The following is a 15,395-nucleotide window of genomic DNA, read 5'->3' on the forward strand; positions in this document are numbered from 1 at the left end:
CGGGAGTTGCACCAAATATCGGCGGTTTTATTTCTCACCGGATGGATGAGGTTTTATCTGGTGTCAGAAGTCAGATTGCTGTCAAAATCTTTGGCCCGGATTTGGATCAGCTTCGCAGCATCGGTGCAAAAGTTGAAGAGCAAATGAAAACTGTTGAAGGGATTGTAGACTTGCAACTCGAACCGCAGGTGCCAGTGCAGCAGATTCAAATTAAGTTTAACCGCCAAGCAGCGGGTAGATACGGTTTGAAAATCGGAGAGCTTTCTGAAATAATTGAGACAGCTTTAAACGGCAAAGTTGTTTCTCAAGTTTTGGAGGTGCAGCAAACTTTTGATTTAGTTGTTTGGTTGCAGCCTGAAGCCAGAAACAACCTAGAAACTATTCAGAATTTGTTGGTTGATACTCCAAGCGGCAACAAGATTCCCCTCGCCCAAGTTGCGACTGTTAAATACGGTACGGGGCCAAATACGATTAACCGCGAGAATGTTTCCCGGTTGATTGTGGCGGCGGCTAATGCTAAAGGTAGGGATTTGCGATCGGTTGTGAATGAAATTCAAGCTAAAGTTAAACAAGAGGTGCAGTTGCCTTTTGGCTATTTTATCCAGTACGGCGGTCAATTTGAAGCCGAGCAAAGAGCTTCGCAAAATATTATGGTATTTAGTGCGATCTCCTTTCTTGTAATTACAGTATTGATGTACTTGTCCGTCAAGTCAATTCCTTCAACTGCGATGATTATGATTAATTTACCGCTCGGATTAGTGGGAGGAGTAATTTCTGTAGCTTTGACTGGCGGCATCATCTCTGTAGCTTCTTTAGTTGGTTTTGTCACTTTATTTGGCGTTGCCACCCGCAACGGCTTGTTATTAGTAGACAACTACAACACTAAATTTGCCGAGGGAATGCCTTTTAAGGAAGCAATTATTAAAGGCTCGATGGAACGCCTCAATGCTATTTTGATGACGGCTTCAACTTCAGCTTTAGGTTTAGCACCTTTAGTCTTAGAAGGCGGCCCCGGAAAAGAAATCCTGCAACCTTTGTCAGTAGTAGTTTTAGGAGGATTGTTTACTTCTACTGCCTTGACTCTGTTAGTTTTGCCAGCTTTGTATGCTAAATTTGGGAAAATTTTACGACCTCAACAACCTCAGCCAGTTATTGAAGACGGGAAGGTAGTTAAAGCTGAAATAGCGAACTGATCAACCCTCCTTCACTCCCTCAATCAAAGTGCAAAGTTCCTCGCTATCGGGATTGTCTGAAGTTCGATTTGTCCAAAGTTTTTTATAAGCTTCCAACTCAGCTTTGAACGCACTCATGCGCTGAATTTCCTGCTCAAAGAAATCTATTTTGCGACTTAATAAGTCTTGCACTAACAGACAAGCTGTTATTCCTTGACGGCAAGAGGCCAAAATTTGCTGAATTTCTTGAAGAGAAAAGTTGAGTCTTTGGGCTTTCTTGATAAATTGCACTTGTCTGGCAGCATCGGCTGTGTAGTAACGGTAATGGCTACTGCTGCGTAAGGCAGGTTCCAGTAAACCTAGGCTTTTATAGTATCGCAGGGTGCCACAGCAATACCAGTTTGCTTGGCTAGTTCTCCACTTTTTAGTAGTTGCTATTCTAAGAATTCTGTTTCAATTTTTGTCATAGCAGTTCTAGGTAAGTTGGAACCCTATCATTATAGCGATAGCCAGTTTCACTTTTTTGCGCTGTTTATACTTACCCTATTTTTGTTGATAAAATATTTTATTTTGTCAATAATTTTAGTGACTCAAAAAGCAGCAGTAACTCACTTTTGAGTTACTGCTGCTGTCTGATATTCTCTTGCTTATCCCTGCAAATATAAAAACCACTTATACCTGCGCTCTTTCCTATAATTTTTTAAATCAATGAACCTGACTTATTTCACCCCAATTTCATTCTGGCGTTGCAAGCTTGTAATTAGGCAAAGATGCCCTCTGGCTAATTGATGAGCATAATCTCGCGCTCAAATGCTAAAATTTATCGCAGGCAAGGAAGATAGATGACCATGACTAACTACCGTGTATTTTGAAGGATCTAATTTTCCACCTATAGCGCTTTTGTCTCTACTCAGAAGCTATATATGGGAATTTAGAAATTAGATGCGTTTACCCTGATTCTGGCGTTGCAAGCTTGTAATTAGGCAAAGAGGGCTTCTGACTAATTGATAAGCATGATCTCGCGCTCAGATACTAAAGTTTTCCGCAGGCAAGCAAGAGAGATAACCAGGACTAACTACCGTGTATTTTGAAGGATCTAAATCAATGATTCAACTCTTACAAACAGCGCTGAAATCCTCCCTAGCTGGCGATATCACCCAGGCAATTGGACAGGTTCCCATTGTTCGTCTCAATCGCGTGAGCGAACTCTGTCAGCATCACGAATTTTATCTCAAATTAGAATCCTGTAATCCCGGTGGCAGCATTAAAGAGAAAAATGCTGTATGTCTGGTTCAACACGCAGAACGTACCAGGTTACTCGCCCCCGGCGGCACAATTGTTGAATCTAGTTCGGGTAATTTCGGCATTGGTTTAGCAATGATTGGTGCAGCGCGAGGCTATCGCGTGATGATTGTCATCGATGGTAAAACACCGCCCCCGATTCGGCGAATGCTGGCTGCCTATGGAGCAGAATTGGTAGATGTCCCCCTGAGTGCGGCAGATGCCAATGGATCGATGCAAGTTGCGAGGATGAAAAAAGCCAAAGAACTCGCCGAAACCATTCCTGGTGCCTGGTATCCTTGCCAGCACCGCAATCCCGAAAACCCAACTGCCCACGAGCAATTTACTGCTCGCGAAATCGAACAGGCTTTTCCCGTAGCACCAGATGTTATCGTTATTGGCGTTAGTACGGCGGGACAATTGGCGGGAATTAGCCGATATTTTAAACAGCGTCATCCCCAAACTCGAATTGTCGGCGTAGATGTGGCAGGTTCGGCTATTTTTGGCACGCCGTCTCACCCCTATAAAATGACAGGATTGGGGTTATCTTTTGTACCGCCCAATTTTGATCCAATGGCACTGGATGCAGCGTATTCTGTGAACGATCGCATTGCCTTTTCTGTTTGTCATGCCCTGGCACGTCGAGAAGGCTTGTTGTTAGGAGCATCCACAGGCGCTATCGTTGCCGCTGCCCTGGCTTACAGCCAGCAGCATCCCCATTCTCAACGCATGGTACTGTTGAACCCGGATCGAGGCGATCGCTATCTCGAAACAGTCTACAATCCAGAATGGCTGTCCGAGCAAGGGATTGAAATCTTAGAACAAAAAGCCCTCACCGCTACAATTAACGCCCTTCAAAGCGTCCCTCTTACCCTCGTGCGCCAGCAACAACCTGCATAAACAATGACCTTAAAGGCTTCTCAAAGTCCGTCTAAAATCGGTCTGCTAGATTTATGGCGGCAATTTATTCCCCTCTCCCTCAGCGATGTGGCAATGGCTTTTGGCGATCCGATGATGACGGCTGCCCTAGCTCATTTACCCGATGCACGGGTGAATTTGGCAGCCGTGGGCATTGCCAAAGCCCTCGCGGTCTTTTTTGAAAGTCCGATTATTATGATTCTGCACGCCTCGAATGCGCTTGCACCGAATGGGCGATCGCGTCGCGCCTTGTGGCGATTTACGCTTTTAGCAGGGGGCGGACTGAGTGCGTTACTGTTGCTGCTGACGCTGCCGTTTATTTTCGCCACGCTGGGGGGGACGCTGTTAGGAATTCCACCCCAATTGCGGCAGACGGTGCAGACTGTGTTGACGTTAATGTTTCTCTGGCCTTTGGCGATCGCGTGGCGGCGTTATTTTCAAGGATTGCTCATCCACACAGGTCATTCTCAGGCGGTTGCCAAAGCTAGCATGGTTCGTTTGTTAATTGTAGCCCTAACGTTATGGGGCGGATTTGTGTTGAAAATGTCAGGCGCACTGCTGGCGGGGACTGCTTTAATCGCGGGGGTTCTCTCAGAGGCGCTGGTTGTAACCATTGCGGCGCACCGGCTAGGAGCCACTCGTCTGCCTCGACCAATTGATTCTGAGTTAAAGCTACCCAGCAATCTCAAAAGTGTGTGGAATTTCTACTGGCCTTTAGGCTCTTCAATGTTAGTAGTCTGGGGTGGACGTGCTGTCCTGGTGGGAATTATTGCCCGCGCCCAAGACGCTAATATTGCATTGGCGGCTTGGCCTGCGGCTTGGGGATTGGTTTTGGTGATTGCCAATGCGACTCGCATGGTCCAGCAGGTGATTATCAAAAATCGAGATCAAGTGAGCGATCGCCAATTAATTGCATTTGCCCTCAGTGTGGGTGGATTTTGTTCGCTACTATTGTTTTTAGGTAGTACAACGCCATTTGGGTTGCAGGTTGTGCAAAGTTTTATCGGCAACGATGAAGCCCTGGTTGAGAGTATCCGTCCCGTATTGCTGTTGTGCGCGTTTGTACCCCTTCTGGTGGCGGTGCAAAATGCTACTCAAGGTTTTTTGGTCGGGGCAGGTCAAACCAAAGGTCTGAATTATGCAACTTGGATTGGCACGACTATATTGCTTTTAGTTGCGTTCGGTGCAGTTCAGCTTGGGGCATCGGGTGCAATTGCGGCTGCGAGCGCGATGATTATTTCTTTAACAATAGAAGTATCCTGTCTCGCGTTCAATTTACGCAAACAATTATAGCAACCGCCAAGGCTGTGCCGGACGCAAGGTGTAAGACATCCTCGATCGCATGGAGTAAACCATCAAAATTTTGAGAGATCGCTAATCAGTATTTACTTCTTGGCATCATCATTAGTTTCCCCATCGCCATCGCTTTAATTGTCGATTACAGTTGGCGGGGTTGTCACCCCGCCAGGGTGTTATACTATCTCAGGACTTACTTGTGTGCACACTATATGTAGTGTGCACACAAGCAAGATCGCACTATTCGAGAAGTAGGGTAAAAGAGCAATTAGAAAACTAGCTACCAGATTTGATGTGAGTAAGTATAATTGTTGAACGACTTTTTAGTAGCTGCTGTTCTAAGGATTCTGTTCCCAATTTTTTCATAGCAGTTTTAGGCAAGTTGGAACCCAATCATTATAGTGATAGCCACTTTCAGTTTTGTGTAGTGGTTATAGTTATCCAATTTTTCGATAAAATACTCTATATTGTCAAGAAGAATATTGGAGAAAAAAGCAGCAGTCACTCAAAATTGAGATCGTGCTGCTGTCGGATATTCTCTTGCTTATCCGGCGAAAAATTCGCGATGGAATCTACACGCCGTGGAAAAATAAGGATTATTTATCGCAATTAGCTTGAGGGCAGTCAGGAGTAGGAGTAGTACAGGGGCCGGCGGCAAAGACAACCGCGGCTGTACCTGCTGTCAGGAGAACTGCCGTCAAAGCTGCAAGAGTGAAGCGTTTAGTCTGAGTTGCTTTTATCATGAATTTTTACCTGGGAATCTAGGATCGAAAAGTTTCTTTGGGAAACTATATATAGCATAAACCCTCAAGTCGGCTATAGAGTCAAGGGGGGGGAAGACTAAAAATGATAAAAATATTGAATTTCCGATGTCACAATCCGAATACCTGTAGGAAAATCTGAAGATTTCATCCTGATTTCATTTTTGGGTGTCATATTCTAATCATTGTACCCAAAAAATAAATCGAATGAAAGCGCTCAAGTCAAGCTTAGTTATTCTAGCCAGTGTCGGATTGCTGTTTTTGGGAGCTTGCAGCAAAAGCGACCAAGGAACCGGCCCAAACAGCAGCCCAACATCCGCTCCTGTTGCCTCTCAACCTAATACTTCCAGTCCGGCCGCTTCTCCTGCAGCATCTGCTAAAACAGAACCTCCCAAACCATCTAAAGGAGGTCAAGTTGTCGAGTCTGGACCTTACCACCTAGAACTTTTAACTCTGAAAGAGGATACCGGAACTCACTTAGATCTTTATTTGCAAAAAGGTGATACCCACGAACCGATTCCTAATGCAAAAGTGACGGCACAAGTGCAGTCTCCGAATGGAGAGCAGCAAACGCTGGACTTTAAATACGATGCTGATGGCAAACATTACGCCGTTGTATTTCCAGGCAAAGATGCAGGAAGTTATCCCGTGAAAGTGACTGCGGATATTAACGGAGAAAAAGTTGACGGTCGTTTTACCTTCAGTCAATAGATAGCTGATTTGCTCTGAACGCATAGGAATTTTGCTTCAAGAATTGATGAATTTTGGGGCAGTCATTGTTCATTACTAACAAACAAAGGACAAAAACAAATGAAATCTCTGAAGACTGGTTTAATCGTTGCAGGTACTGCGGGAATGATGTTAGTAGCAACCTATGGCAATGCTACGCAGGTCACAAATGCTGCTAGCAGCCCCGCTGCTAGTCCAAATGCTTCTGGAACAAAACCGTCACTATCACTCAACCCGACTACACAAATAGCTGCAACTCCTAATCATTCTAATTCATCAAAAGGGGGTCAAGTAGTAGAATCAGGCCCTTATCATTTAGAGTTGGTGGTCGAAAAAGAAGCCGATCGAACTCACCTGGATTTCTATTTGCAAAGAGGCGACAACCACCAGACAATACCTAATGCGAAGATAACCGGTCAAATTCAGATGCCCGATCGCACTCAAAAGGATCTTACCTTTACTTATGACCAGAAAGACCAGCACTATACTGCTTTGCTGCCTGGAAAAGCTGCTGGTCAGTATCAGATGAAGATTACTGCTGATATTAAGGGTCAAAAGGTAGACGGTCGATTTACGTTCAATCGTTAGGGATACGGCACTGCCAATAGTTGGCAAATTAAGAGTGAAACCATTAACTATATCGTTTACAGCCGATTGTTCCCCTCTAAATACCCCTTGTTTACAATGCTAAAAGCTTCTAACAGGTGCATCGAATTTGATTTAATCCGAGCTTTTGCTATCGTCAGTGTTGTGATTATTCATGCTGGTTTTTTGTCATTACCCGATCGCAGACTTCTATTTATTGCGATCGATACACTCCAGCTTTTCTGCGTACCTGCATTTTTACTGCTTAGCGGTTTTTTTCTTACCAACAAGCGTGAGAATCAAAATAACCCAACGCTGATATTAAAGAAAAGGCTATCGCGAATTATACCACCGTATCTTTTTTGGTCGGTAGCCTTCTACATTTTAAATAATTTTGGCAACCTCAAACGATTTGATTTACTTGGATTAGTTAGAGATGTGCTGACAGGTTCTGTGCTGCCCCCCTATTACTTTATAGTTGTGATTGTTCAATGCTATTTGTGGTGGTGGATTCTAGTTAAATTAAGATTTTTTGAGTCCCGAAAAGTTTTGGCTTTGGGTTTCACCATTCAAATAGCTTTTACCATAGTCTTTTACTTAGTTGCTTTCAAATACTTACCTTCCATACCTATACCGCTGATAGAGCGCTGGATTTTTAGTTGGATTTTGCCGTTTTCCACTGGTTTAGTTCTTGGCAGTTGCTATGACAACATTCAAGGATACCTTCAGCGCCAAAGAATGCTTATTTTAGCAGCAACTATCTTGTTCTATCTAGCAAGTATTTGGGAATTTTACGTACTCAGTGAAGTGAATTCGGATGCCTGGTTTGCCCGATCGTTTTTTAAACTATCTACTCAAGGATACGCAATTTTGTTCGTACTGTCGATATTGGCATTTTCTCAAAGCATCATACTTCCTAGTAAAGTATCGAAATTAGTCAAAATATTGGCGACTTACTCCTTTCCTATATACCTGCTAGATGTGATGGTAGTAAACTATGCTAATTTAGCGTCTTATAAATTTATGTATTCTCCCGATCCCCTGCTCAAGCTCGGAGTTTTAGTGACGGTAGATTTGCTAGTTTGTTTTGGGATTATTTACCTGTTGCAAAAACTTTTACCCAAGAATTACAGTCAGTACATTCTGGGAATTTAATCGGGATTTACGCCACATCCCTGGGGCAGAGGCGCTGGAAGATGTGGAAAATGGGTTTAACAATTTCATCCTGATTTCATTGCGTAATGTCAATGTGAAGTTAAGGAGAGTTAAATGTGGCTCAATCAGTGAAAACATCAAAACTTTCAGGGATTTTTACCTATGAGCGAACACCAACACAATTACCCATCCTATTGCGATACAGTGGTTCAGTGCGCTACTGAATGCGAAAAATGTGCTGACTTCTGCATGGGAGAAATGCCAGAATGCCGCCGACTCTGCCGAGATTGTGCAAACATCTGCTGGACTTGCGCTAGTTTTATGAGTCGCGGTTCGTGCTTTGCAGAGGTAATCGGTAAAGTCTGTGCGGATATCTGCGAAGCTTGCGCTAGCGAGTGCGAGAAACATCAAAACGAACACTGTCAAAAATGCGCTGAAGCTTGTCGGGGCTGTGCTGCGGAATGTCGCGATATGGCAAGTGCTGCTGCTTAATTAATCACGCTTCGGCAAGGTGGGATTTGTAATACTCACCTTGTCTGGAAACAGTTAGTTCCAATATTCAATAAATTAATTATGAAACTCCAAAACATTGTAGGAACAAATAAGAAGGTGGATGTAAAGGCGATCGCTGCCGATAAAGAGCTCACTCGCCAAATCCAAATTCGTCTCATCGACTTAGGTTTGCTAGACCCTCCAGCCAACGGCATCTTTGGTCCAGTCTCTACTGCGGCTCTCAATCGATTTCACAAGCTGATTCAGTGCACTGATGAACCAGGATTTATCGGAGCAAAAACAGCCGAGAAACTTATTGAAGCCAAGCCATCGGATCTCAAATTTCCACCTCCTGTACTCAAGATAGTTAAGGAGACATTTCTCAAGGCTAGACCTATCTATGCGTTAAATTTATCAGATGCAGAGAAACAAGAAATTGAAACGGGGAAAGTATTGGAGCTTGTCTCTTATGAAATGGTTCGCGATCACATCCGAGTAGCTTTCCGAAAAGATTCCTTTAAAAATTCTCAAATCTGGTATGTCTATAGGCCGCACGTCCAAATTTTACAAGAAGGAAAGGTAATTTATCCAAAAACTAAGCCTAAGAGCTTTCAACTTGCTAATTTTCCTTACAAGTACCAACTGGATAATTACAATAATCCGACTGGTGCTTGCAATGTCACATCAATGGCAATGTGCTTGCAGTTCCTCAAAAAACCGCGCCGGGACACGATCGGTCAATTTGAGGACGAACTCTACCAATATGCACTCAACAAAGGTTACAGTCGCTGGAACCCCTACGACTTAGCAAAAATTGTCAGAGAGTATGGTGCTCAAGATACCTTTAAAGAGAATGCGACATTTGAGGAAGTTAAAGATTGGTTAGTAGATGGAAACCCAACGGTCATACATGGCTATTTTACTTCTTTCGGTCATATTATGCCCGTAGTTGGATATGACGAAGCTGGCTTGGTTGTTCACGATCCTTATGGAGAATGGTTTGCTAGCGGGTATGACAACAACGCCAATGGAGCTTATCTTCACTATTCCTATGATTTAATCCGTCGCGTTTGTATGGCAGATGGAAATTTCTGGGTTCATTTCATTTCCAAGTAAGAGAGTAAAGCGCTTGTTTGCTATTAAAATTCACCTCTCACTGGTTCATATTTCATCTTGATTTCATAATTAGCTGTCAATCTAGTTAATAAGAAGCTAACTCTTCAAATATGAATATTGAAGTAGGTTGGCATACTGTACTTAATTCCCTGGAGAGTCAAGACTATGAGAACACTCATTTACGGTGCCGTATTTGCTCTGTCAGCCGCAGTTTTAGTTCCTGCTGTCCATGCGAGTACCAGAACAGGTGCCGAGAATTTTCCTCACATTGATAGTTCAGTACAATTCCCTGAGACTAAGGCAAGAATTGTCAGGCATACTTTCCGGCTGCACATTCCTCAAGGAACTAGGGCTATTTCTCAATTAAAAATTAGCGTTCCTGCGGGGTTAACTGTCAGGGATGATATCAGTATATCTGACGATTCAGGTCAAATAATTGACACTAAGGTTTCTGTCAACAGCAATCAAGTTATACTAACCTTCTCCCAACCTGTCTCTCCCGGAACCACCATCAAAATTGCCATGAATAAAGTAATAATTTCTGGATTTTCTAGCGCTTGGATTTACCAGGTTGCTGCTAAATCCGTTGGGGACGATGCAGACATTCTCCTCGGTATAGCACGGGTTCGCAGCTATCAATAAAAAAATCAGGTGTTACGGCCGATTTTTCATCCTGGTTTCATTCATACCTATCAAACTAAGAAATAACCAGTTAGTTTTCAAGGAGTGCAGTCATGAAAAAAATAATTAGCATTGGTGCAGCATTTGCCTTAATTCTTGCCTCTTCTATCTCCGCAGCAAAAGCAACAGGAATACCGGGAGATTCGCAATCACCTCACATTGTCGGAGGCCGTTCTTATCCTGACTACCCAACTTGGAGAGCCTTCCACGATTTTGACGTTCACGTTGAGGGAGAAGCCATTTCAGAACTGTCAATTCAGTTGCCATCACTGCGAATCAAGGGTATTGAAGTAAGCAGTCAATCCGGTGAAAAGATTGAGGCAACAACTTCTGTTAAAGGTGGAAAAGCAATGGTAGTTTTCTCCAAACCTGTAGTTGCCGGAACTGTGCTGACAATTTCTGTGCTTGAGGTTGAGGCTTCAATCTACCCGCGTACTTATATATACCGCGTTTATGCCAAGAAAGTGGGTCAGAGTTCAGACAGTAAAGTTGGTACGGCTAATATTCAAACTCTCCCGCGGTGGTAAATGTTTTTGGAGGTTGATTTCTTAAGCGACTGACATCTTACCTGGATTTATTTCAGGGCTTTTAGACCAATTAATGCCGAGTCCATTGAGTTAATTATTTGAGGAGCATCGCCATGAAAAAGTTAATTTACGCTGCTGCATTCACCTTTGTGCTAGCATTTAATGCCCCGACTACTCTGGCAGGAGGAGCCATGCGAAATGCTAATGTTTCTCACCTCGTACACAGCGGCGCCCATCCCAATAACGCTCGCTTTCAGGGTGCTACCCATCATTTTGAAGTTCACGTTCAGGGAAGAGCTCTTTCAGCACTCACAATTGATTTGCCGGAAGATGTGAAAATGCGTAGCGGCATTGAGGTAACAAATCAATCTGGTCAAAAAATCGAGTCTCAAGTTTCTGTTAATAACCGAAAAGCGACAGTGGTTTTCTCCCAACCTGTTTCTCCTGATACCACCATATCAATTGATATGCGGGGCATTTACACTCCAGGTTACAGTCACAATTGGAGGTACACAATCGCTGGTAAAATGGTGGGAATAAACGCAGACATACCACTCGGTACAGTTTTAATTCAAACCTACTAAATGTAGCTGGCATTTGGTGATTTTAAATTGCAAGTAACTTGAATAAATTAGAGGAAATTGCAATTTAAAATCCGCTATTTGTCATTCAAAGGCAAAAAGTGGGGGTACTCTAGGCGTTACTATCTGTTTGCTAGTCAACTTTTGAAAGGATTTACTGCTATAAATTAGAGTTATGAGAGTTTTGCTAGTTGAAGATGAGCCAGATTTAGGAAAAGCGATCGATCGCACTTTGAAGCAAGAAAAATATATCGTTGACTGGGCCCAGGATGGCTGTGAAGCTTGGGAATACTTAGAAAGTCATTGGACTCAATATAACTTGGCTATTTTTGACTGGTTGCTTCCAGGATTTTCAGGGTTGGAACTGCTGCGAAGATTGCGCGCAAAAAATAGCGTATTGCCAGTCTTGATGCTGACAGCAAAAGACCGAATGGAAGATAAAGTGGCTGGACTTGATGCGGGGGCTGATGATTATTTAGTGAAGCCGTTCGGGATGGCGGAACTGTTAGCAAGATTGCGGGCTTTGCAAAGGCGATCGCCCAAAATTCAACCGCAACAGCTACAGGTAGGAAATCTCGTTCTAGACTGCGGAAATCGCACTGCTTGTCATCTCGAACGCAACGGCAAAAACCAGATAATTTCGCTGACCAACAAAGAATTTCAACTGTTAGAATATTTTATGAAACATCCGAACCAAATTGTCACCACCGACCAAATTCGGAATCAGCTATGGGAGGTTAGTGCAGATACCTTTAGCAATGTCGTAGCAGCTCAAGTGCGCTTACTGCGGCGCAAACTTGAGTCGGTTGGCGGCGCGAATTTAATTGAAACTGTACACGGCGTAGGATACCGGATGAGAAATTAAAGTAGGGTGGGCATTGTTCAGAACCCCTTTTATTTACCAACAGTCCTGGACGCAGCTATTGTGTCTGTCATGAGTCAAACGCAACGCAGTGTAGTGAAGTCTCTGTGAGATTCTTCGGTACACTCAGAATGACAGAATTACGTTGAAATGTGTAAGTCCTGACCAATTACCTATTAAGAATTACCAATTACCAAGTTATGAAAAATGAATCAAAATAAACTATTTAACCGGACTCGCTGGAAATTAGCCATTTCCTATGCAGCAGTAATGGGTTTGATTTTAAGCTTGTTGGGATTTGGCGTATATAGGGCGATCGCCCACGCTCACTGGGTAGCCCTAGACCGCGAATTAGAATCGGTAGCGGGGACGCTACACGACAGCCTAGAACTCAAATTGCAGCAGCCCGGACGCTTGGAGCCAATAGTAAACGAACTTTTGCCCAACCTCCGCCTAATTGGAGTTAACGGCATTAAAGAACAGTTGCCAAGCCGCCATATTTTAAGCGCTATCAACCAAGGCAATTACTATATTCGTTTGTTTGATTATTCCGGGGAATTGATTGCTATAGCAGGCGCTTATCCAGCAGAATTACCACCAGTATTTAACTCCAAACGCTGGCAAACAATAACTGACACCAAAGGCAACGTTTATCACCAAATTTCTGTAGAACTGCACACTAAAAGCCAGCAAGATTGGGGATATTTTCAAGTGGGGCGGAGCCTGCAAGACTTTAATGATTATCTCAGTGCAGTGAAATGGGTTTTGAAATTAGGATTGCCTACAGCATTGATTTTGGTCGGCTTTTCTAGTTGGTTATTGGCAGGATTGGCAATGAAACCGATTTATGCTTCTTACCGACGAATTCAACAGTTTACAGCGGATGCAGCTCACGAATTACGAACGCCTTTAGCTGCTTCGCAAGCGACAGTAGAATCAGCGCTGTTGACGTCTCAATTGGATGAAAAAGAGGCGCGGGAAACTTTGCGGACGATCGATCGCCAAAACCGACGACTGACTCAGTTAGTGGCTGATTTGCTGCTGCTGGCTCGCATGGATAATCAACCGATACTCTATCGCCCTCAATTGTGTTGTTTGAATGACCTGGTTAGCGATTTAGTCGAGGAATTGGCAGCAATGGCGATCGCAAGAGAGGTAGCGCTAACATCGGAATTGCGGGTGCATCAGCCATTGACTATTATCGGTGATTCTAACCAGCTTTACCGCTTAGTTTCTAATTTAATTGTCAATGCCATTCAATACACTTCACCTGGTGGCAAAGTAAATATTATTTTAGAGAAAAGTGACCATTTAGTTGTGATTCATGTTCAAGATACAGGGTGTGGGATTGCAGCAGAAGATCAAAGGCAAATTTTTGACCGTTTCTATCGAGTTAACAGTTCACGCGATCGCGTTACTGGCGGATCGGGATTGGGGTTGGCGATAGCGCAAGCTATAGCCTTAGCACATCGCGGTAGCCTGACTGTGCAGAGCAAATTGGGTACGGGTAGCATTTTCACACTGCGATTTCGAGAAAGAAATGCGGCGTTGGTGAATGATGCCCTGAATCATTGAGGAATCGGTACATCCCAGAACTTGAGCGTTGGGCGTTGCACATTTATGGTATGATGGACAAATATACTTAACTAACTAGGGCTTGCTGAATAAGTGGTTCAAGTAAACACTGTATGGATTTTCGGACGAAGAAAGGTAGTAATGGTGCAAGAAAAACAGGTGAAATAGATCAAAACCCGTGCATTACCATCTGCGAGCATATACAGAAAAGCTGAACTTGCTCCTCTCCCACCCTTGGACTTTGAGCTAGCCAACAGATACAAAGGGGTTTTTTAAACTCGACCGCACATAATTTTTTAGGGTCTATAGCTTGTCCAATTATCTTGGATAAGTCGCTCCTTAAATTTTATCTTTTTAAGCATGGTTTTCTTCCCCTTCTTCTTTCATTATTACTCCCTTTACTCGACCATAAAAACTGTTGGTAAGACGATTATATTATACAGGGTCTAAAAAGCATTATTCCCAGCAATATTAGCCCTCTCATTTGGTTAAATATTTTAATTAAAGCTGATGCAGAAACTCAACATTTGCATATGAATACTTACAACTTAGAATTCGGAATGCAAATGAATTTTGATGGAAATGTCAATCAACCTGGAAAGCTTACCCTCCCGGCACCCATACTTGCTTAAATTCGACAAAAATTTGCTAACGGCAGCTTCACTTTATAATAATCGCTAAGCAAATAGCATTTTTACAGGGATTGCCAAAGGAAATGTTCCTTTAGCTACGGCCTTCCTTCCTTGGAATATGATTTTGTAAGTGGTTCTCCTACCCGTCTATCTGTTAGTTTTTGTTGGAAAATTGGTGCAGATTGATGCAGCAGTTTTTCTCGAAGTTCAGATATGCTGCTAAAAATGTTGCCAGCTATCTTTATTTTCTATGGAATTACCTTTTTACTGGCTCAAGTAATCTCACGATTCGGCAACTTTAGTTATGAGAACTTTGCTTGCTTTAGTTGTATAACCCTTGCACGCAATTCACCCCTTGCATTAGCGATCGCTACATCTGTTTTTCCTAATCGTCCTTTGATTACCCTTGTTTTGGCTATTGAACCACTTATCGAACTCCCTATTATGGTCTTAATTTCCCAATTATTACTTTTTATGCGTCGTAGATGGGTAAATTTTCAGAGACAGAAATAGTCTAATAGCGTTATAATTTCCTTACCTGAATTAGAAGATTGGTATAACAATCTGCTTGGTCTTCCCAACTATTAATCTTGAATCGCGCTCAAGCCAATGCAACAGCATTAATCTTACTTTAGAGAGTCCACTAATGTTTCAACTCGTGCTTTAATCTCATCCCGAACGCGGTGAAAAGTTTCGATGGGTTGTCCGTCGGGATCGTCGAGTTGCCAATCTTCAAACACTTCTCGCAATACCCACGCTTCGGGTAAATTCACGCCGCAGCCACAGAGAGAAATTACTGCATCGTAGTCTTCAGCATTGAATTCGCTTAATGGGTTAGATGTTTGATCGGTGATGTCGATGCCGATTTCTGACATGACTTGAATTGCTGTCGGATGAACTCTGCTTGATTCTAACCCGGAACTGGTGACTCCAATCTTGCCGGCTCCGATGGTTTTAGCGAATCCTTCTGCCATTTGCGATCGGCAGGAGTTTCTTTTGCAAACGAACATTACTTTTTTCATGGTTTTTGTT

The 15,395-nt window shown here is 43.2% G+C and carries 16 protein-coding genes; 13 read left to right on the top strand and 3 right to left on the bottom strand.

All coding sequences use genetic code 11. The annotated features are described in order from the left end of the window. Positions 1-1,193, top strand: a 1,193-nt coding sequence (locus QT974_RS01600; RefSeq protein ID WP_333466790.1) for an efflux RND transporter permease subunit, incomplete at its 5' end; no start/stop codon positions are given. Here QT974_RS01600 and QT974_RS01605 read toward each other — a convergent pair. After that, on the bottom strand, positions 1,194-1,619 hold the full coding sequence (locus QT974_RS01605; RefSeq protein ID WP_333466828.1) for a MerR family DNA-binding protein: 426 nt from the start codon (positions 1,617-1,619) through the stop codon (positions 1,194-1,196). Positions 1,620-2,276: 657 nt separating this feature from the next. Here QT974_RS01605 and QT974_RS01610 point away from each other — a divergent pair. Further along, on the top strand, positions 2,277-3,353 hold the full coding sequence (locus tag QT974_RS01610) for a cysteine synthase family protein (protein WP_333466791.1): 1,077 nt from the start codon (positions 2,277-2,279) through the stop codon (positions 3,351-3,353). 3 nt (positions 3,354-3,356) lie between these two features. After that, positions 3,357-4,664, top strand: a complete 1,308-nt coding sequence (locus QT974_RS01615) for a hypothetical protein (protein ID WP_333466792.1) — start codon at positions 3,357-3,359, stop codon at positions 4,662-4,664. A gap of 599 nt (positions 4,665-5,263) precedes the next feature. On the opposite strand, the gene QT974_RS01620 is transcribed toward QT974_RS01615, so the two are convergent. Continuing rightward, the gene (locus tag QT974_RS01620) at positions 5,264-5,410 is read right to left on the bottom strand and encodes a hypothetical protein (RefSeq protein WP_015211800.1); all 147 of its coding nucleotides are present in this window, start codon (positions 5,408-5,410) and stop codon (positions 5,264-5,266) included. Positions 5,411-5,635: 225 nt separating this feature from the next. Here QT974_RS01620 and QT974_RS01625 point away from each other — a divergent pair, with 225 nt between their 5' ends. The 10 genes from QT974_RS01625 (at position 5,636) to rppB (ending at position 13,731) form a co-directional block, all read left to right on the top strand. Beyond that, the gene (locus QT974_RS01625; RefSeq protein ID WP_333348458.1) at positions 5,636-6,139 is read left to right on the top strand and encodes a hypothetical protein; all 504 of its coding nucleotides are present in this window, start codon (positions 5,636-5,638) and stop codon (positions 6,137-6,139) included. 99 nt (positions 6,140-6,238) lie between these two features. Beyond that, positions 6,239-6,745, top strand: a complete 507-nt coding sequence (locus QT974_RS01630; RefSeq protein ID WP_333348460.1) for a hypothetical protein — start codon at positions 6,239-6,241, stop codon at positions 6,743-6,745. Positions 6,746-6,841: 96 nt separating this feature from the next. Then, entirely contained in the window at positions 6,842-7,897 is a 1,056-nt protein-coding gene (locus QT974_RS01635; protein ID WP_333348462.1) for an acyltransferase, read from the top strand. Between the two features lie 162 nt (positions 7,898-8,059). Then, positions 8,060-8,389, top strand: coding sequence for a four-helix bundle copper-binding protein (locus tag QT974_RS01640; protein ID WP_333466793.1), 330 nt, complete (start codon positions 8,060-8,062; stop codon positions 8,387-8,389). A gap of 81 nt (positions 8,390-8,470) precedes the next feature. Continuing rightward, positions 8,471-9,505 carry a C39 family peptidase gene (locus QT974_RS01645; RefSeq protein ID WP_333466794.1) on the top strand — a complete coding sequence of 345 codons (1,035 nt, stop codon included), beginning with the start codon at positions 8,471-8,473 and terminating at the stop codon, positions 9,503-9,505. Positions 9,506-9,670: 165 nt separating this feature from the next. Further along, positions 9,671-10,147, top strand: coding sequence for a DUF2808 domain-containing protein (locus QT974_RS01650; RefSeq protein ID WP_333466795.1), 477 nt, complete (start codon positions 9,671-9,673; stop codon positions 10,145-10,147). A gap of 92 nt (positions 10,148-10,239) precedes the next feature. Next, positions 10,240-10,713, top strand: coding sequence for a hypothetical protein (locus QT974_RS01655; protein WP_333466796.1), 474 nt, complete (start codon positions 10,240-10,242; stop codon positions 10,711-10,713). 113 nt (positions 10,714-10,826) lie between these two features. After that, complete coding sequence (locus QT974_RS01660; RefSeq protein ID WP_333466797.1) at positions 10,827-11,297, top strand: DUF2808 domain-containing protein; 471 nt, start codon at positions 10,827-10,829, stop codon at positions 11,295-11,297. Between the two features lie 172 nt (positions 11,298-11,469). Continuing rightward, entirely contained in the window at positions 11,470-12,159 is a 690-nt protein-coding gene (rppA, locus tag QT974_RS01665; protein WP_333466798.1) for a two-component system response regulator RppA, read from the top strand. Between the two features lie 204 nt (positions 12,160-12,363). Then, complete coding sequence (rppB, locus tag QT974_RS01670; protein ID WP_333466799.1) at positions 12,364-13,731, top strand: two-component system sensor histidine kinase RppB; 1,368 nt, start codon at positions 12,364-12,366, stop codon at positions 13,729-13,731. 1,258 nt (positions 13,732-14,989) lie between these two features. On the opposite strand, the gene arsC is transcribed toward rppB, so the two are convergent. Next, positions 14,990-15,385, bottom strand: coding sequence for an arsenate reductase, glutathione/glutaredoxin type (arsC, locus tag QT974_RS01675; RefSeq protein ID WP_006633827.1), 396 nt, complete (start codon positions 15,383-15,385; stop codon positions 14,990-14,992). Positions 15,386-15,395 lie beyond the last annotated feature (10 nt).

Source organism: Microcoleus sp. BM001215392, assembly GCF_036700185.1.
In the GTDB taxonomy this organism is placed as follows: domain Bacteria; phylum Cyanobacteriota; class Cyanobacteriia; order Cyanobacteriales; family Microcoleaceae; genus Microcoleus.